Below are 16,671 nucleotides of genomic sequence, written 5' to 3'. Positions count from 1 at the left end.
CTCCTCCAGCCGCTATTATAGCCTTCACCTCCTCATTTTTAAATGCCCAGCTCAGCTCAGCAGCTCTCATCTCATCAGGAGCTGCGAGATATCCGTGCATTCTCACCGATTTGGTCACATCGCCCAGCACAACTTTGTATCCCCTTTTCCTCAGGTATCCGATCCCTCTAGCTAGGGATTTCGGATCTGCCGGAGATGAGGGAGAAACCACAGCTATGGTGGAGCCTGGAGAGAGGGCTGGAGGCCTTATTATCTCCATTTTCGATCACCCCCTGTTTATTTTTACTTAACAGTCAACTATTAACATAAAGAGGAATTTTTAAAATTATCTTTATTCATATAAATTATATTTTAATTAATCCTTTCCCATAGATCCATTGCCAGTTTTTCAGCCCTTATCATTATCTCCTCCTCATTCACAGTGAGCAGGGATCCCCTTTCGAACACTATTCTTCCGTTTACCATCACCATTTCCACTTGTGATGAGTCCATGCCGAACACAAAATGAGCTGGAAAGTTATCCCAGTTCATCGGAGTGTGAGGCATGTACCTCACAGCAATTATGTCTGCACACGCCCCCTTTTGGATCATCCCGACTCTTCTATTGGCATATATTGACATAAGCTCTGAGTTAGCCCTGATCACTGTATCAATTATTCTGTCGGGCGGCATCACCCTGGGATCTGCTGCATTTAGCTTATGCAACAAATACATGAACTTCGATTCTCTGAACATGTCCATCGTCATTCCATCGGTTCCCAGAACCACCTTCACCCCCATATCCATCATAAACGGAATTGGTGACACCCCAACAGCATTGTTCATATTTGACTCAGGACAGTGGACAACCCATGTTCCAGTTTCCCTCAGAATTTTCACCTCTAATGGGTTTATATGGACTGCATGCACCGCTATTGTCTTCTTTCCAAGTATTCCGTGGCTCCAAAGCCTTTCAACAACCCTCTTTCCCGATTTTCTGATGCTATCCGAGACATCCTCCACTCCCTCAGCCACATGAATGTGAAATCCAACATCCAGCTCCTTGGATGCCTCAACTGCTTTTTGAAGGGTTTCATCAGAAAGAGTGAGAGATGCATGAAGACCAAAGCTTCCTGTGATCATACCATCGTTCTTGTGCTTCTTTATGAAATCCACGTTCTCCTTTATCCCTTCCTCAGCTTTATCCAGTCCATCCCTATCCGAGACCTCGTATGCCAGATTCGATCTGAGCCCAACCTCCTTGAAAGCCGATGAAAGGACATCCAAGCTACCTCTTATGCTGTATGGACTTGCGTGATGATCCATTGTGGATGTTGTTCCGTGTTTTATTGCATCTATTGCCGTCACAAGGCCGCTGTATTTTATATCCTCTTCCCTCAGCTTTTTATCAAGCCTCCACCAGATTCTCTCCAAGATCTCACCGAAAGTCTTGGGAGGCTCTGCTTTAAGAGGCATTCCCCTTGCAAATGCCCCATATGCATGGGAGTGAGAGCATATAAGTCCCGGCATTATCACGGATCTTGGAAAGCTTATTTTCTCCTCTGAGGGGTTTTTCCTCATGATCTCATCGCTTTTCCCCACTTCTTCTATCGTTCCATCGATCACAAGAACAGCCCCATCCTTAAGAAGACCATCAGGCAACACCACATATCTTCCCGATATTATCAAGATGCCACCCTGAGCTTTTCTCAGGAAAACCTATAAACCTATTTTTTCGAGACATTTTTTACAGATCCTATCACAGCAGAATATTTTTATATCCTTCATCAAATGAATTTTCACAGTGCCGGATATAGAGGTCTTCCTCTCGTACGTGCCTACCAAGCTTGAAACAAGTTCGATTGCTCTAGCCGCAAGGCAATCCAAGATAATAGAGAATATTCTGAAAGGAAAGGAGAAGGAAATCAAGAGAAGAACTGGTTTAAGCGTTAAATATATTGAGATAAGACACGGAGTTGATTTTTCCAAAGTTCTTAAGGAGGGGATAACAACCCTCCCAGCAATAAGAATAGGCTCTAGGATATTCTCTGGAGAGGAGGCTCTGCTTTTAGCTGATGCCATCGCAAGCGGAGCTGATCCCCTCAAAATAAACTCCTTGGGATATCTGAGACTTGATTCTCTCAAAGCAAGGGCTAAAAAAGTGCTGGAAAAAGCTCATGAGATGGAAATCGACATAAATTCGGTTTTACCGGGAAAGAAGGATAAGCTTGCTGAGATCATCGGTAGAGAGGAATTTTTAGGGTATAATGAGGCTGTTGAAATGGATAAGCTAATTAAAAGTGCAGAAGAGGAGCTTTCCAGAGTTCATGAGAGAAAATCTCTGGAGAAGCTGAGGAATGAGGTATATGAAAAGATGGAGGAGCTCAAAGAAATAACGAAAAGAATAGAGGATAAATTTGGACTTAAAGTCAAGATCGGAATTGAAATACCTGATAATTGTGATTCAGAATGCCTGAAATCGATGGAAAAAGAGATTGAGAGAAGGAAAAACATAGCTCTTCAAGTCCTTAGCATATCCCAGGATATCAGGGAGGGTGTCATGATCATGGAGGAGATATCACAGCCATTTGACAGACTTATCGGCCACGATCTTCTGGGCAGAGTGGTGGAGATTGTGAGGGATGTTGGAATTACCAAGGGAGAAGTAAAGCTTGATGAAAAGTCTTACAAAATCATGAAGTTTATTGGAGACAATTTAGCCATATTAAAAGATCTGAAACCAGTGATAGAGGCCAAAAGACTTGCTTCAGTGAGAGTTCCAGAGGGAGATCCCATTGAGATAGCTGATTCGCTGTTAAAGGGGATTTCTGTTGAGGTGAGCAGGATAAAGCAGGAACTGGAGATAGAGAATGAAATGAGAAGATTAATGCCAGCTCTGGAGAGAATGGTGATATCAGAGCTATCTACAGGAGAAAAAAGGATAGAGGAAATTAGAATTCCTGCTGCCTTCAGAAATGAGGTGATAAGAAGGCTTAAGGAGAGCGGAATAGTGGAGGAGGTAAATGGTCTGATAAGACTGAAAAAACAATAGGATTATATTTTTCCTTCTATTAACACTAGAGTATGAGATATACCTCAGCTCTGTTGAGCATTCTCTCCATAACCTTGGTGCTCTTAGGCATTTTGCTGCTCGATCTCACCAAGATAACAATAAAGGATCTTATATCAATGGATGTGGACTCCACTAGAGTGTTTATGAGATCCCTCATGAGCGATGCTCTTACTGCGGTATACAATTTCTTAATGTATTATATAAGGGAATTTGGGTCAAAGGTATTCCTTCCGTTCCTCCTTATCTGTTTCGGTGTTGCAATCCCCATATACACATTTGACAGGATCAGCAAGGAACTGATTTTCATCGGTCTTACCATCATAACAGTGATCGTGAGCTATATAACACAATCAATAACTCTTTCCATGACTGTTCTAGGAGTAATGGCGTCCGTTGCCATGTTCAGCAGAGGGGATGAGAGAAACAAATTTTTTGGCATGTATAATAGGGTGAGAACAGCGATGACAGTAGTTGCTTTGGTGCTGATGGTTGGCATAGCATTATCTATATACTTGTATTTTCCTAAGTATAATAAGTTTGCAGAAGAAAAGAATCTAGATCTCATGACAGACCTGACAGCCGGAGCCGGAGGGCTGGATGTACAGAAGAAGGCTATGGAGGAGATTATATCGAGCATAATGAATGGAGTTAGAGATGGGGTAAATCGGGAATATGACGCCCTGAGCCAGGAGGAGAGAATTTGCTGTAGCTCTTACAGGACAAGAATAACGGCATACCTGAACAATTATGAGAAGGCACTGAAGGAGCAAATAGAAAGGGGAAATGAGACCCAGATCAGGAAGATGATAGCAGGTCTACCTGTGTTTAGGGCAATAGTTAATGCCACCCCTCTGACAATATACATCACGGGAATTTTCGCTTTCGAGATACTAAACTATTTAATATCAGCTATAGTGGTGGCTGTGATGAGATATGCTTACCTGAAGGTTATAGCAAAAACAGTGATATAGAAAGGGTTTTAGGCTACCTGTGAGAAGTGCGATATGGAGAGAACATCAAGAATACCTGGTTTTTATAAATTACCTGTTGAGGAGAGGGTAAAAATAGTGAAGGAGTTTGCCGGGCTCACAGATGAGGAGGCATCCCTTTTAATGAAGGCTGGAAATCTCGATATAAGCGTTGCTGATAGGATGATAGAGAATGTAATTGGGACATGGCCGCTTCCGCTCGGCATAGCCACGAACTTCCTCATAAATGGAAGGGATTACCTCATACCGATGGCGATAGAGGAGCCCTCCGTTGTCGCAGCAGCAAGCAATGCAGCAAAAATGGCAAGAGAAGGAGGCGGATTCTTCACATCCAGCACAGATCCGATAATGATATCCCAGATACAACTTGTGAAAGTGAAAGATGCTGAGGAAGCTAGGAATGCCATACTGGCAGAGAAGCAGAGGATATTAGAGATAGCTAACGAGAGAGATCCAGTCTTGGTCAGGCTAGGTGGAGGGGCTAGGGATTTGGAGGTTAGAATTATAGATACCATAATGGGAAAGATGGTGATAACTCATCTCATTGTGGATGTCAGAGATGCGATGGGCGCCAATGTAGTGAACACAATGGCTGAGGCAGTAGCCCCGTTTATAGAGAGAATAACAGGAGGCAGAGTTTACCTGAGGATTTTATCAAATTTGGCAGATAGAAGGCTTGCATCGGCAAGAGCTGTTTGGAAAAAGGAGGAAATAGGAGGAGATGAGGTTGTTGAGGGGATACTTTATGCCTATGCTTTTGCTGAAGCAGATCCCTATAGAGCTGCAACTCACAACAAGGGAATAATGAACGGAATAATTGCTGTTGCAAGAGCAACAGGCCAAGATACCAGAGCCATAGAGGCAGGGGCTCACTCATATGCCGCTAGAAATGGAAGATACACATCCCTGAGCAGGTTCTGGAGAAATGAGGATGGAGATCTCGAGGGATTTCTGGAGATGCCCTTGGCTGTGGGAATAGTTGGTGGTGTGGCAAATGTCCATCCAATAGCTAGGATAGCTCTCAAGATACTGGGTGTGAAATCAGCTAGAGAGCTCTCAGAAGTTATGGTTGCTGTCGGGCTTGCACAGAACTTTGCTGCTTTAAGAGCATTGGCAACAGAAGGAATACAAGCAGGGCATATGAAGCTTCATGCCAGAAACATAGCAATGGCAGCTGGAGCAACCCCTGATATAGTTGATGAGGTAGTGGAGAGAATGCTGAGAGAAAAAACCATAAGAATAGATGTAGCAAAGAGGATAATAGAGGAGATAAGATCCAAAAAGTAACTAAAACAGGATAGGCTCTCCGGGAACTCTCCTAAACAGCTGCACATCCCCCACATGTTTTTTGCCCGATAGAAACCTAATCAGCCTCTCAACCCCTATGCCAGCACCGGCACTCGGAATCAGTATTCCCTGCCTCGCCACCTCTAGATAAGGAGAGAAGAACCTCTCATCAAGACCGTCCCTTCTAATTCTCTCTGTTATTCTTTCATACCTCCATTCCCTCTCCCCCCCTGATAGAGCTTCCCCAAATCCCTCGGGATATATCAGGTCATAGTTTCTGAAATGTCCAGGGTTCTCAGGATCCTCTCTATCGTAAAACTCTCTCTTGAAGCATACCGCCCAGAACGGCTCACGATGATCAGCTGATGCATTTATCTCCCAGTCCTTTCCATATCTTTCTTCCAGTTCATGCGTGGTGTACACAGGGAAGGGTTTCTGGGGAACTCTTATCTCCCTCCCCAACTCCTCGAGCTCTTCTTTATTCTCCGATTTAACAGTTTTTATTATGTGGATTATTAGATCTTCGACTAATGAGAATATATCCTTCATTTCAGCTCCAGCTATCTCAAAGTCCATCTGAGTGAACTCAAACAGATGTTTCCCTGTGTTCCTTCTCCTTTTGTCCTCCAGCCTCACATTCGGAGACATTATGAATATCCGTTCAAGGCCTCTTGCCACAGCAAGCTGTTTGTGAAATATCATGCTCTGCGTCAGGACAAGCTCCTCATCATAATACCTTATCCTAGGAATTGCTACAACACTACTTCCCGGATCCGGACCTAAGGGGTCTGTTACCTTGGATGTTATCACGGGAAGTAGTTGTATAAATCCTCTGTCGATCATGAAGTTGACCATCTCCTTTAGCACAGTGGTTTGTATTCTAAGTATAGGAATTATGTCCTCTCTCTGCATCTGTACTTGCATAGGTCCTCTCTTCGCTCATTCAATATAAACATTCTGACGAGTTTTTTGTAAAAATTACGAAAATCATTCTTAATTTGCATGAAAATTGGAACAATGTTCAATTGAGCCTCATCGCCGAATGAGATGGAGAAGCTCTCTTATGTCAGTTATCAGGTAAGAGGGAAGGCATGGTCCTTCTACGAGAAATGAATAAGTTTCTATCTCGAACTTTTTCCTGATAAGCTCAGCTACAGCGTAAACTCTCCTCATTGGATCAAGCTCTGATAAAGTCGGCGGGATCTCCATTATTAAAGCTGAGTCAAATCCCGCTCTTCTAGCTCCACATATGTCGAGGGAGACACTGTCTCCTACATGAACGATCTTTTCATTTCTGTCCACTGCTGCGAGAAATATTTCTGGCATCGGTTTTATGTAGCCGGTCTGATCTGGAGTCACGATCCGGTCAAAGAACTCGATAATTCCTGCTTTTGACAGAATAGGTAGAACATAACTCAAGAAACCATTTGTAACCAGACTTATTCTTCCCTCCTCTGACTTGATTCTCCTCAATACCTCCTTAACTCCGGGCTTGGGAGATGCCATTCTTGAAAACTTGATGACCTCATCGGAGAACAGAACAGGATCTCCTACCCCGATAGACGCCTGAACTCCTGTTATTATGTCATCCCAGTCGAATGCTTCCACGTAAAGTCCGGATTTAAGCCTTCTTATGTTCTCATCTATTATCATCCTCCTGATAATTTCCGGATCCATACCTGCAATATCAGCTATCTTTCTGGAAACCTCCGGAAGAATATACTTCATGAACATATTGTCGACCAAGGTATCATCTAGATCAAAGAGAAAGCGATACAATTAGACCCTCCTCCTATTTCCGGCAAGAAAACAACTAGATCTTCTTCTCCGAGCTCTACACGTTCCTCCAGCTTGACCGACCTTCCATTAACCAATATTATGATTCTCCCGCTCATTATGATGCTCTTAGCTTTATCAGGAAGGCTATCTATTACTTCTTTTAGCTCCTTCCTTCCTTTTATCTCTATTTCCCTCCCGCCTGCTAGATCAGCTAGAGGACCTATGAACTTCAGCTTCATGAAACCACCTATAATATAGGCTCATTAGCTTACTGCTACGCTAAAAATTTATAAAAAGATGGAGAGGATACCGCTGGTATATCTCTCATTGAAAGCTTGTTTGGACATCCATTTCACGGCTATTCACTCAGTTTCACCACTTTCTCGAGTTCGACAGCAACATAGTCTAGGCCAAGCTTTGCAAGAGTCGATTTTCTGGGTATGCCTCTTTCGTCCCATCCTCTGAGCTCGTAGTACCAGGACAGCATCTGATCATATTTATCCCTGTCAAGCTTTCTTCCCGCATAAGGCCCCTTTGTGTAGGGCTCGGTGAACCACTTCTCCGGAGGATAGTCCATATGTCTTCCCCACTTCTCTCCAAACTCCCTCACCCAGAAGGCCCTTATCAGTGCATAAGTTCTGTCGGATATCTGATAGAGGTCATCCCATGTGAAATCAAGTCCAGTAGCTGCCCTCAGGAACTTTGGATACCAATCAAGGTTGAAACCGACTTCAACCCAAGGCAGCCTGCATGTGGTCGCATTTTCGAAGAAGCTCCTCCTTCTCTGCATTGTTATCAGCTTTTCCACTTTCTCTTTGTTTATTATGTCCCTTCCCTCTGTTATTTCTATCGATATGAACCATGCATCCTTGTGATGAGCTCCTATCGGAGATGTGCCATATGCCAAGGCCATTCCATGGAGGGTGTGGCACTCATAAGCGGAGACCTCCAGTCCTTTGACCTGAATGGCGAATTTTTCAGCGCCTTTTCCTATTCTTTTTGCCAATGAAAGGGAGCCCTCTGCCATTAGATCTCCAAAACCCTCTCTTCTTGCTATCATCTCAGCCATTCTCAGATATTTTTCCCCATTTCCCCACTCAGGCTTTAATCCTATCTGATCCTCTCCTATCAATCCTCTTTGGTAAGCCTCCGTTACGAATGCTAAAGTTCCTCCGAGACTTATTGTATCCATCCCCATTTTATCGGCCAGAAGGTTCAATGAAAGCACATAATTCATATTTCCTATTCCGAGATTCGGTCCAAGCATCCCTATGTTTTCATAATCTATCTCAACAACATCATCCTTGTATGGGCCCTCCTTTATCTTATTCAAGTTGCCGCATGGCATATTGCAATTGGGGCATCCCTTTTGCCCTATCTTATAGTATTTCTCCATGGCATCTCCATTTAAGTTCTCAGCGTAGTCAAATATCCCCTCGCTGAAGTTCATTGTGGGCAGTGTACTGTTTTCCTGACACCACTGAAAAGCCACCATTGTTCCCTGCCTTATCCAGAGATCATAGCTCTTCGAGCTCTTCACCTCCTTGTATCCCTCAGCTCCAAGGGCCTCAACAGCTTTCTTGTCAGCAACAGGTATTTCCTTGCTTCCCTTTATCACAACAGCCTTCAGATTTTTAGATCCCATTACAGCCCCGATACCGGGCCTTCCACCGGATCTTCCCTTTTCTGACATCACAACTGCAAACTTAACTAATCTCTCTCCAGCAGGACCTATCAACAGTATGCCAGCATTCTTCCCATACTTTCTCTCGAGCTCGTCCTGAGTCTCCCATGTATCCCTTCCCCAGAGATCTGTCTCCATTATTTCAACGCTATCATCCTCTATTTTTATTATGCTCGGCTTTTCTGCCCTTCCTCTAACGACAAGCACATCATATCCCGCTTTTTTAAGCTGAACAGCTGCCTTTGTCCCTATATTCCCATCTCCATATCCTCCTGTCAGCGGGGACTTAGCTGCCACCTGAATTTTTCCACTGCTTGGGATTGGAAGGCCCGTGAGAGGTCCTGTTGCCATCACCAAAAGGTTATCTGGGGATAGAGGATCAACGCCTCTGCTCAGCTCATCCCACAATATTTTCACAGCAAAGCCCCTTCCTCCGAGAAAGTCTACGGCCATCTTTGCATCAAGCGGTTCCTGAACATATTTTCTCTTGGTTAGGTCCACCCTTAGGATTTTGCCAGTCCATCCCCCTCTTACCAAAAGCATCACCCAGCTTTCGGCTTAGGAAAAGATATAAACATTTTGGCTCATATACCTGAGGAAGATCATTCCTCAATACTCCATCTCCTCATTTCAGATTCTTTAACAGGGTAGAGTTCGTATAGCTCTTTTCTTCTTGCCTCCAGCATATCTAATGGTTTATCAACCAGCTCGTTTGATGTTAATACCTTCTTTCCCATAGTATTTCCCTTATCAAGTACCTTTGCTATCCTTTTATTCCAATCAAGATCTCTAAGAAGGTGATGATCAATCACAAGAGTCTCAACCACGTCTAAAATCCTGAGAAGATTTTGTATAGATGCCTCCAGACTGGCCTGAGAGTACCTGTAACCGAGCATATATGTCATGGGGCCATCTATCATCACAATTTTCGGTCTGTTATCGAGCACAAATTTAACTTGATCCTCGAGGGATGGACCTTCTACATCGCTTGTGAACAGAAAACTGTTACCTTCCTCCCTTATAAGAACCTCCACAACATATCCTAACTTGTCATTTGTCCCATGAAACACAGGATTAGAGAACAATATCTCGGTCTCCCCTTCTAATACTTTATTACCGTCAGCTATTTCTATCTTTGCTCTATTTTCAATTTGTTTTAGGAAAAAAGATGCCCTGCTTCTCTGGCTATAGTTTATGTTCTTTTTTGGATCTTTTACCAGAACTTTTTTACCATCATATATCTCCAGATCATCCCATGGATTATGGTGATCGTAGTGATAGTGCGTTATTATTAAAATGTCTGCTTTTTCTGCATAATTTACTATTTCTTTCCAATGCTCCTGCATCCTCTCCCATTCCTTTGGATGAGGGGGAAGGCCATATCTGCTTGGCCCAAGCGCAACACCTGGATCTATCATTATCTTCGCATCTTTTGTCTCTATAAATGTGGCCATGCTTCTTGCGCCCATCGAATCCGAGCTCAGTGGGATGACCCTCATCAACACACCTCAAAACCATGGGATAAAAGCTTTTAAGCCTAATTGATCAAGAGCTGATCATGCAGAAAAAGCTCTTAGTAGCCTTTATAGCTCTCTCCTTTGTCTCTTTATTCGCAGATACCACATATGAGGGAGCAAGGTCTGTTTTAGGCTCGTACATAGAGTATATAGGAGCAACGGCCGTTATAGCAGGGCTCGTGGGAGTAGGGGAGTTTATAGGCTATGTTTTCAGATTGTTGGGAGGAGTTATTGCCGGAAGGAGTGAATCCAGCAAGGTATACTGGCTGATCACATTTCTTGGGTATGGAATTAATTTAGTAGCAGTTCCAATGCTTGCATTCGCAAGAAACTGGACTCTTGTCATCCTTCTTGTGTTCCTTGAGAGAATAGGCAAGGGATTGAGACAGCCGTCTAGGGATGTGATACTGTCTGAGATAACTGAGGGAATTGGAAGAGGAAAAGGATTTGGAATACACGAACTATTTGACCAAATAGGAGCTTTTATAGGACCTATAGTTGTTGCATATGCGCTCTATCTGGATGGATACAGCTTTGCCTTCCTTGTTCTCTCAATTCCAGCTCTATTAGCAATTATCTCCCTAGCCATCGGGTATAAAAACTATCCTGAGGTAAAAGCTGTGAGAAAAAGCACAAAATCTGGGAAATTGGGAAGAACCTTCTGGATTTACACAGTAGCTATGTCCCTTTTCACAATAGGATTCATGCACTGGTCTATTGTGTCATATCATTTAAAAGCAGCTAATATTATGAGCGATGAGGGAATTGCCCTTCTCTATGCCGTGGCAATGGCATCCGATGCTGCCATAGCGCTACCAGCGGGCATAATATATGATAAAGCTGGAATTACCTCAATTCTCATAGCACCAATCGCTGCATTCCTTGAGGTTCCTCTCTTTCTATCCGGGAATGGCATACCTGCTGCAGTGATATGGGGAATAGCAATGGGAGCTTATGAAACGAACATAAGGGCTGCAGTAGCGGATTTAGTTGAGGCTGAGGGCAGGGCTTATGCGTATGGAATCTTCAGCTTCCTCACAGGGGCATTCTGGATGGCAGGAAGCTTATTGATGGGTCTTTTCTATGATGTAGACAGGAGTTTGATAATTCCTCTCTCTTTGATATCAGAGGCTCTGTCTTTCTCATTGTTGTTAACTCTGAAAGGTCATAAATTCCACTAAGCTTGCCTCTTCCCGCAGAGGGAGTCTATGCTCTCCTTGAAGAAGAACCATACAGAGAACACCCCTATTGTTATTCCTATTCCCAAGGATATTCCCCAGACCAGCCCAGCCTTTATCTCTCCTCCTAGATTTGTCAGATCTATCAGGACAGCAAACACCATTAGCAAGGATATCAGCATCACCATGCTCTTCACCTTGTCCTCCAGCCTAACAAGGCTCATGACGGAGCTTATACCGAACACAAAGATGATTATCAGAAAGGCTACGCTTCCCACTCTTCCCAGATATGAGACATAAAGGTTGTAAACATCGCTACCTGTTGGCAGGAACACATTAAGAAGGATCGCCGAGAGAAGAATTATGAGCCCAAGATCAGACAGCACTATGAAGACCTGAGTTATGGGGGAAATTAAGAAAGATGCTGAGTATCTGCCGAGAAGGCCTTCCACATCGCTGACCTTCAGCAACCATCTTATCAGCTTGTTAACTCCCTTTATTATCACTAAGAAGAGCATTATCAACAGTATTGATAGGGCTATCTTTGGAAATAACTGCACGAGCTCTCTGGACACGGACAGCAGTGCATCTAATATGTTCATATGATGAGAAAGAGAAGCCTGTATATAAAGTATATTAGTATCAGAAGAAAGGAAAAAGCAAAGATCTTGAGAGCTGTTGCTATAGCTTGTCTTGATACGACTGCTATTGTCATGTAACCAGCGGTGCTCACTGAGTGTATAAGCCGGGCATAACCCATGGCCACTTCTCTTGGGACAACAGCTGTCTCTGGAACGGCAAATGTTACTATCAACGCTGCAAGAATCTTGGATAATCCGGCCAGAATTAAAAGCATGAAGGGCCGGAGAAATAGGCCCAAGAGCGATGCTACCACCAGACCAATAAAGGAGGATGCGGTCAGCAGCACGGATGCCCTTGCTATTCCTAGGTTCTCCACGTAGCTGGAGTATACAAGCATAGAAAGCAGGCTGACGCTGACAAAAGTAGCTGATGTTACGAAGGAAAGGACTGGATGAGCTATCGGCACCAGTATAAATGGTACTGATAATGTGGCAAGAGCATTGGCTGATATAGCCACTCTATGATGCCTATAACTTCTGAATAAATAAGGCCCTATAATTCCGCCGATGGAGCCCACCAAGTTCATCAAGGCAGCTATGTAGCTTGGGGCTCCAATTCCCTTGATATATGGAATCCAGGCTATTCCAAGCATGTTAGATCCGGTGAACATTATGATGAGGAAGACAAACGTTGCCGACAGCTTTATCCTATCTTCCTCATGTAATGCAAACACTTTTTCCTCCTCAAGCCTCTGAATTCTCAGCATCGACACAGCGAACGTGGAGCTGAGACCAAGGAGACCTGCTGATACATATGATATATAGTAGCTCTCAGGAGCTGGGAGCAATGCAAGGGATATTGTCATAAAAATTCCGGCTAGAAGTGAAGCAGCAGCACTTGCAACATTCCTCTTCGCATTTAGATCATCTAGCTCTTCTCCCTTAAACAGGGCCATCATAGCTGAGCTTATGAAAACACCCACAGGGACTGTTATTGCCATGGAAAGAGAGTATAACAAGGTTGTTACCTCTCTGTTCCACACGAAGAAAGGAAGACTCATCCAGAGAAGCCTTTCTGCTCCATGAACAATCACCATCTTAAGCTTGAACTTTCCATAGATTATGGATTGTTTGTGATACAACAGGTAGGATATCATAACGCCAAGTATTGCTGAAAACAAGCTAACCATGGATATAGAGCTCATTTCATAGCCACTGTAGCTTAGCATGACTATGAATAAGCCTCTTGTCACCGTGACATACAAGCTGCCGAAAAATGCCTCTATAACAAGTATTGCTTTCGATTCTCCTTTATTCCACATTTTTACTTCTCACCCTGAGATATTCTTTGATGTAGCTGTCCACCTTCTTCATCATGGCCTTTATTCCTGGAGCTCTTGACCTTGCATCATCCACTCTCTTGCTTATCATCTCCAAGTGGGTCTTCAATCTCCAAGCTGCCCCTGGAATTTCTGCCACGACTACAGTTGTATAAACGGAGGCATCTTCCATCATTTTAAGCAGGTGATTTAGCTGCTCCCTGAGCTCATCCGAATCCACAAGATGGATAAGCCTCCTTATTCTCGCTTTCTCAGCGTAAAAAGGATCATATCTCACGGATACCCTTATAGTGCCTTCTTTTAGGTCAACTTTGCATACCTCGCTCAAGCCCATCTCTTTCAGAAGTTTTTCAACATAATCCAAGCGCACAGAATCGCCAGCAACTTCCCAATATTTAACTTTCAGCACTTCGGCTGCAACACTTTATTTTTATTAAAACTATGTTTTTAACTTTATCTTTATCGATTATTTTTCATGCAATTTCTGACTTGGGTAGTTCCAATGGAGCTTGGCATATCAAGGATACCTGTGAGAAGAGAGGATATTAAGAAGCTTAAGGCAATGGGTGCTAGATGTATTGTCTGTCTAGCAACAGAATGGGAGATAGCTCCCTACTGGGGAGGGATATACTCATATGAACATGCTGTGGTAAATGAGGGAATGGAATTCTACTTCCTGCCAGTAGAGCCAGGAGGAGCACCAAGCACACGTGAGATGATACGTTTATTAGAGTGGATAAGCTCTAGAGCGACAAAGGGCAGGCCATCTGCTGTCCATTGCTTTGCTGGTGTGGGAAGAGCTGCAACCGTTGCTGCTGGCTATCTGATATTCAGTAAAGGGATGACTGCAGAAGCCGCTATAGATTATATGAGAAGGATAAGACCTGGAGCTATAGAGACCTATGCTCAGGAAGAAGCATTGATGACACTTTCAGCTTTCCTAACATCGATTCTGATTGGGCAAATACCGATAGAAATTGCCTTGAATCCACCAGAAAGGAGAAAAAGGGGAATAATTGACAGATTAATTGCAATTTTCAGACATTGAAGAAGCCGGAAATATCCTCAAGAGATTTCATCCACTGCTGATTCATCTCCTCCTTCTTTCTCTCTATCTCCTCCTCGGAGAAAAAGAGAAAATTAACCCCCTCCTTTTTGTGCACATCTACTGCTTTGAAGACCTCTGATATCCAAAGCACTCCAGCACATATCCTCTTAAGCCAGTCCACATAGTTCTCATCAGGAGGTGCCGCGGATGCCATCCAGAGCTCATCTCCATCGAACTTTACATGAAGTAAGCCATCTCTCATCTCGGAATTTATCCTTACATTGCTCAAGGATATATCGCATTTTCCCTTCTCTTCAAGCTCTCTTTCAATTGATTCTACTTCCTTCACCCCTAGCTTTCTCAGGAGCTCTATAAATGGCTTGTATCCCTCAAATATTATTTCTCCATATGCTTCTCCCATTAAAGCACCCAATATGAGAGATCATTCCATATAATAACCTTTTCCTCATAAACCAAGCAGTAAAGGTATCAGAAGAGGGGCTAGTAAAGTTAGCACAAGCCCAGAGATAAAGGATCTCACCACCCAGTTATAGTCGCATACCTGAGCGACAAAGGGCAACGCTGTGTCCATCGATCCAGCTCCAATTGATGCCACTAAAGCACCGCAGCCTATTTTCTCTGAAATTGTCCTAGCTAAAGCAAGTGATATTGCTTCTCTGAAGAGATTAGAAAGAAAGGCTATTGTTCCTGCTTTCGCTCCACATATTTTCGTTATAAGAGGTCCAGCTAAGCTATACCAGCCAAATCCTGCAGAAATAGCTACTGAAACATTCACCGGAATGCCTATAATTGGAGCAACGATTGCTCCCGGAATTAAAGTTCCCACCAATGTGAGAACGGGTGCTTCTAGATCTTTCACTCTTAAAACTATTTTCCTTCTCCCCAAAGTGATGCCGATAAGCAGGATGAGAGAATAGAGCAACAGAGATATCGTGGTGCTTATCAGCTGGAGCTTCACAAAGGAGCCTACGGCTATTCCCAGTATCAAGAGAAGCAGCGGAATTATCGAGGAATACATCATGCCACCCTAGATAGCTTTACAGCAATGATGCTGCCTATCATCACGGATATGGCAATTAAAAGAGAGAAAAACAAGATCTCCGGCAGCTGAGACAATATACCCTCATTTCCGATCTCAACCCCTATTATAAATATGAGAACATATGCCATGTATGGTAGTATTTTCTCTATTTTTACCTTTGGTTTAAGAAACTTACCTATGGCTATCCCTGTTATGAAGAGTAGAAGCACGTCCCACATATGCCGCGGTGAAGAAAAAGCATAAAAAAGATTTCTGCTTCATATCGTATGAGCACAGCTAAAAAGGCTATTGAAAAGTTTATTGAGAGATTCTGGCCTGAGGCAAAGGTAGATCTTATAAAAGAAAATGAAAATGAAGTTATTGTTGATTTTTATGGCCACATGTGCTTCACCTGCGGTATTTATGACTACTTCGACGACTTTAAGTATATCTTAGAGGATGAGACTATGTTAAACTGGAGAATAGAGAGGTACAAAAAGCTGAGAAATGGGAGATTTAGGGTTGTATTCAGAAAGAACAACTAGTTTTCATAAAAGGATTAAAGCTTATCTTGCTCTAGTACAATAGAGCATCATGCTCCTGCCATGGAGCAAGGTGAAAGATTGGACTTGTTTCGCATGCGGTGAGTGTTGCAAATGGTTTTTTGTGAGCTTAAGACCGGATGAGGCTGTCAGAATATCCTCTACCTACGGAAGAGATAAGATAGAGATAGTGCATGGAAAGCCGATACTTAGGAGAATAGGAAATTCCTGTGTGTTTTTGCATGGAAATTTATGCCTGCTAGGGGATGAGAAACCAATAGCTTGTAAATTATGGCCCATAATAATCATGAGGGAAGGGGATGCAGAATCCTACTTCTGCGGGTATCATGTTTATTTTGACGATAGATGCCCCGGAGTTCAGAAAGGAAGGCCGTCTGATAGGCTTTACAGAGTAATTATGGAGGCTATTCACCTAAAAGAAGGAAGAATAATAAAGCAAATAAATACAACAGCGAAAATAAAATCCGGTTTATTGCCATCAACTGCAGCCTTTATTTTTGTAAAGAAAGTGCCTCTTTTGCGGGGTTTATCTATGAACACCTCTCTCTGCAATAGGCAAAGTACACTACATTTTATATAATGCTAATTTTAGTATAATAATTACTCGACAT

Annotated in this window: 20 protein-coding genes; 7 read left to right on the top strand and 13 right to left on the bottom strand. The window is 43.1% G+C overall.

Going from position 1 to position 16,671, the window contains the following annotated elements:
- Both D6D85_RS01770 and ssnA read right to left on the bottom strand, forming a co-directional pair.
- A partial coding sequence (locus D6D85_RS01770) for an LD-carboxypeptidase (protein WP_202617261.1) occupies window positions 1–259 on the bottom strand: 259 nt, incomplete at its 3' end.
- 92 nt (window positions 260–351) lie between these two features.
- The gene (gene ssnA / locus D6D85_RS01765) at window positions 352–1,668 is read right to left on the bottom strand and encodes a putative aminohydrolase SsnA (RefSeq protein WP_237558709.1); all 1,317 of its coding nucleotides are present in this window, start codon (window positions 1,666–1,668) and stop codon (window positions 352–354) included.
- A 115-nt stretch (window positions 1,669–1,783) separates the two neighbouring features.
- Here ssnA and D6D85_RS01760 point away from each other — a divergent pair, with 115 nt between their 5' ends.
- From D6D85_RS01760 to D6D85_RS01750, 3 genes are read left to right on the top strand one after another with little or no spacing between them, the layout of a single operon-like run.
- Window positions 1,784–3,031: a hypothetical protein gene (locus tag D6D85_RS01760; protein ID WP_125670362.1), complete on the top strand. Its 1,248-nt coding sequence runs from the start codon at window positions 1,784–1,786 to the stop codon at window positions 3,029–3,031.
- Between the two features lie 32 nt (window positions 3,032–3,063).
- Entirely contained in the window at window positions 3,064–4,023 is a 960-nt protein-coding gene (locus D6D85_RS01755; protein ID WP_125670361.1) for a hypothetical protein, read from the top strand.
- A 33-nt stretch (window positions 4,024–4,056) separates the two neighbouring features.
- Window positions 4,057–5,328 carry a hydroxymethylglutaryl-CoA reductase, degradative gene (locus D6D85_RS01750; RefSeq protein WP_125670360.1) on the top strand — a complete coding sequence of 424 codons (1,272 nt, stop codon included), beginning with the start codon at window positions 4,057–4,059 and terminating at the stop codon, window positions 5,326–5,328.
- On the opposite strand, the gene D6D85_RS01745 is transcribed toward D6D85_RS01750, so the two are convergent.
- From D6D85_RS01745 to D6D85_RS01725, 5 genes are all read right to left on the bottom strand, one after another.
- Entirely contained in the window at window positions 5,329–6,252 is a 924-nt protein-coding gene (locus D6D85_RS01745) for an asparagine synthetase A (RefSeq protein ID WP_125670359.1), read from the bottom strand.
- A 108-nt stretch (window positions 6,253–6,360) separates the two neighbouring features.
- On the bottom strand, window positions 6,361–7,107 hold the full coding sequence (locus D6D85_RS01740) for an HAD family hydrolase (protein ID WP_125670358.1): 747 nt from the start codon (window positions 7,105–7,107) through the stop codon (window positions 6,361–6,363).
- Window positions 7,083–7,346, bottom strand: a complete 264-nt coding sequence (locus D6D85_RS01735; protein WP_125670357.1) for a MoaD/ThiS family protein — start codon at window positions 7,344–7,346, stop codon at window positions 7,083–7,085. Before D6D85_RS01735 ends, D6D85_RS01740 begins: the two co-directional genes overlap by 25 nt.
- 119 nt (window positions 7,347–7,465) lie before the next feature.
- Window positions 7,466–9,334, bottom strand: a complete 1,869-nt coding sequence (locus tag D6D85_RS01730; RefSeq protein ID WP_125670366.1) for an aldehyde ferredoxin oxidoreductase family protein — start codon at window positions 9,332–9,334, stop codon at window positions 7,466–7,468.
- Window positions 9,335–9,393: 59 nt separating this feature from the next.
- A complete protein-coding gene (locus D6D85_RS01725; RefSeq protein WP_125670356.1) occupies window positions 9,394–10,290 on the bottom strand; it encodes an MBL fold metallo-hydrolase in 897 nt (298 codons plus the stop codon).
- 59 nt (window positions 10,291–10,349) lie between these two features.
- Here D6D85_RS01725 and D6D85_RS01720 point away from each other — a divergent pair, with 59 nt between their 5' ends.
- The gene (locus D6D85_RS01720) at window positions 10,350–11,489 is read left to right on the top strand and encodes an MFS transporter (RefSeq protein ID WP_125670355.1); all 1,140 of its coding nucleotides are present in this window, start codon (window positions 10,350–10,352) and stop codon (window positions 11,487–11,489) included.
- Here the strand turns inward: D6D85_RS01720 and D6D85_RS01715 are convergent.
- From D6D85_RS01715 to D6D85_RS01705, 3 genes are read right to left on the bottom strand one after another with little or no spacing between them, the layout of a single operon-like run.
- The gene (locus tag D6D85_RS01715; RefSeq protein WP_125670354.1) at window positions 11,486–12,088 is read right to left on the bottom strand and encodes a hypothetical protein; all 603 of its coding nucleotides are present in this window, start codon (window positions 12,086–12,088) and stop codon (window positions 11,486–11,488) included. The genes D6D85_RS01720 and D6D85_RS01715 overlap by 4 nt on opposite strands.
- The gene (locus D6D85_RS01710) at window positions 12,085–13,389 is read right to left on the bottom strand and encodes a hypothetical protein (protein ID WP_125670353.1); all 1,305 of its coding nucleotides are present in this window, start codon (window positions 13,387–13,389) and stop codon (window positions 12,085–12,087) included. The genes D6D85_RS01715 and D6D85_RS01710 overlap by 4 nt, the downstream gene beginning before the upstream one ends.
- Window positions 13,379–13,816 carry a hypothetical protein gene (locus D6D85_RS01705; RefSeq protein ID WP_125670352.1) on the bottom strand — a complete coding sequence of 146 codons (438 nt, stop codon included), beginning with the start codon at window positions 13,814–13,816 and terminating at the stop codon, window positions 13,379–13,381. Before D6D85_RS01705 ends, D6D85_RS01710 begins: the two co-directional genes overlap by 11 nt.
- A 66-nt stretch (window positions 13,817–13,882) precedes the next feature.
- Here D6D85_RS01705 and D6D85_RS01700 point away from each other — a divergent pair, with 66 nt between their 5' ends.
- Window positions 13,883–14,455 (top strand): protein-tyrosine phosphatase family protein, encoded by a 573-nt coding sequence (locus D6D85_RS01700; RefSeq protein WP_125670351.1) that lies wholly within the window; start codon window positions 13,883–13,885, stop codon window positions 14,453–14,455.
- Here D6D85_RS01700 and D6D85_RS01695 read toward each other — a convergent pair.
- Genes D6D85_RS01695 through D6D85_RS01685 form a run of 3 tightly spaced genes read right to left on the bottom strand, consistent with a single transcriptional unit; the run spans window position 14,445 to window position 15,736 of the window.
- Entirely contained in the window at window positions 14,445–14,876 is a 432-nt protein-coding gene (locus tag D6D85_RS01695; RefSeq protein ID WP_125670350.1) for a hypothetical protein, read from the bottom strand. The genes D6D85_RS01700 and D6D85_RS01695 overlap by 11 nt on opposite strands.
- A gap of 45 nt (window positions 14,877–14,921) precedes the next feature.
- Window positions 14,922–15,494: a lysine exporter LysO family protein gene (locus D6D85_RS01690; RefSeq protein ID WP_161969627.1), complete on the bottom strand. Its 573-nt coding sequence runs from the start codon at window positions 15,492–15,494 to the stop codon at window positions 14,922–14,924.
- Window positions 15,494–15,736 (bottom strand): LysO family transporter, encoded by a 243-nt coding sequence (locus D6D85_RS01685; protein WP_125670348.1) that lies wholly within the window; start codon window positions 15,734–15,736, stop codon window positions 15,494–15,496. The genes D6D85_RS01690 and D6D85_RS01685 overlap by 1 nt, the downstream gene beginning before the upstream one ends.
- Window positions 15,737–15,784: 48 nt before the next feature.
- Between D6D85_RS01685 and D6D85_RS01680 the strand changes: the two genes are divergently transcribed.
- Together D6D85_RS01680 and D6D85_RS01675 are read left to right on the top strand one after the other, a co-directional pair.
- A complete protein-coding gene (locus D6D85_RS01680; protein WP_125670347.1) occupies window positions 15,785–16,042 on the top strand; it encodes a hypothetical protein in 258 nt (85 codons plus the stop codon).
- A 49-nt stretch (window positions 16,043–16,091) separates the two neighbouring features.
- Window positions 16,092–16,640: a YkgJ family cysteine cluster protein gene (locus D6D85_RS01675; protein ID WP_125670346.1), complete on the top strand. Its 549-nt coding sequence runs from the start codon at window positions 16,092–16,094 to the stop codon at window positions 16,638–16,640.
- Window positions 16,641–16,671: the final 31 nt, after the last annotated feature.

Source organism: Candidatus Methanodesulfokora washburnensis (assembly GCF_003947435.1).
Classification (GTDB): domain Archaea; phylum Korarchaeota; class Korarchaeia; order Korarchaeales; family Korarchaeaceae; genus Methanodesulfokora; species Methanodesulfokora washburnensis.
Note: the sequence above shows the minus strand (reverse complement) of the source record. Positions and strands in the feature narration are given on the sequence as shown.

Coding starts and splice junctions, on each gene's coding strand:
- D6D85_RS01735 (WP_125670357.1), bottom strand. CDS start 7,346: ATGAAGCTGAAGTTCATAGGTCCTCTAGCTGATCTAGCAGGCGGGAGG.
- D6D85_RS01690 (WP_161969627.1), bottom strand. CDS start 15,494: ATGTATTCCTCGATAATTCCGCTGCTTCTCTTGATACTGGGAATAGCC.
- D6D85_RS01680 (WP_125670347.1), top strand. CDS start 15,785: ATGAGCACAGCTAAAAAGGCTATTGAAAAGTTTATTGAGAGATTCTGG.
- D6D85_RS01720 (WP_125670355.1), top strand. CDS start 10,350: ATGCAGAAAAAGCTCTTAGTAGCCTTTATAGCTCTCTCCTTTGTCTCT.
- D6D85_RS01685 (WP_125670348.1), bottom strand. CDS start 15,736: ATGTGGGACGTGCTTCTACTCTTCATAACAGGGATAGCCATAGGTAAG.
- D6D85_RS01750 (WP_125670360.1), top strand. CDS start 4,057: ATGGAGAGAACATCAAGAATACCTGGTTTTTATAAATTACCTGTTGAG.
- D6D85_RS01695 (WP_125670350.1), bottom strand. CDS start 14,876: ATGGGAGAAGCATATGGAGAAATAATATTTGAGGGATACAAGCCATTT.
- D6D85_RS01675 (WP_125670346.1), top strand. CDS start 16,092: ATGCTCCTGCCATGGAGCAAGGTGAAAGATTGGACTTGTTTCGCATGC.
- D6D85_RS01725 (WP_125670356.1), bottom strand. CDS start 10,290: ATGAGGGTCATCCCACTGAGCTCGGATTCGATGGGCGCAAGAAGCATG.
- D6D85_RS01710 (WP_125670353.1), bottom strand. CDS start 13,389: ATGTGGAATAAAGGAGAATCGAAAGCAATACTTGTTATAGAGGCATTT.
- D6D85_RS01745 (WP_125670359.1), bottom strand. CDS start 6,252: ATGCAAGTACAGATGCAGAGAGAGGACATAATTCCTATACTTAGAATA.
- D6D85_RS01730 (WP_125670366.1), bottom strand. CDS start 9,334: ATGCTTTTGGTAAGAGGGGGATGGACTGGCAAAATCCTAAGGGTGGAC.
- D6D85_RS01755 (WP_125670361.1), top strand. CDS start 3,064: ATGAGATATACCTCAGCTCTGTTGAGCATTCTCTCCATAACCTTGGTG.
- D6D85_RS01715 (WP_125670354.1), bottom strand. CDS start 12,088: ATGAACATATTAGATGCACTGCTGTCCGTGTCCAGAGAGCTCGTGCAG.
- D6D85_RS01700 (WP_125670351.1), top strand. CDS start 13,883: ATGCAATTTCTGACTTGGGTAGTTCCAATGGAGCTTGGCATATCAAGG.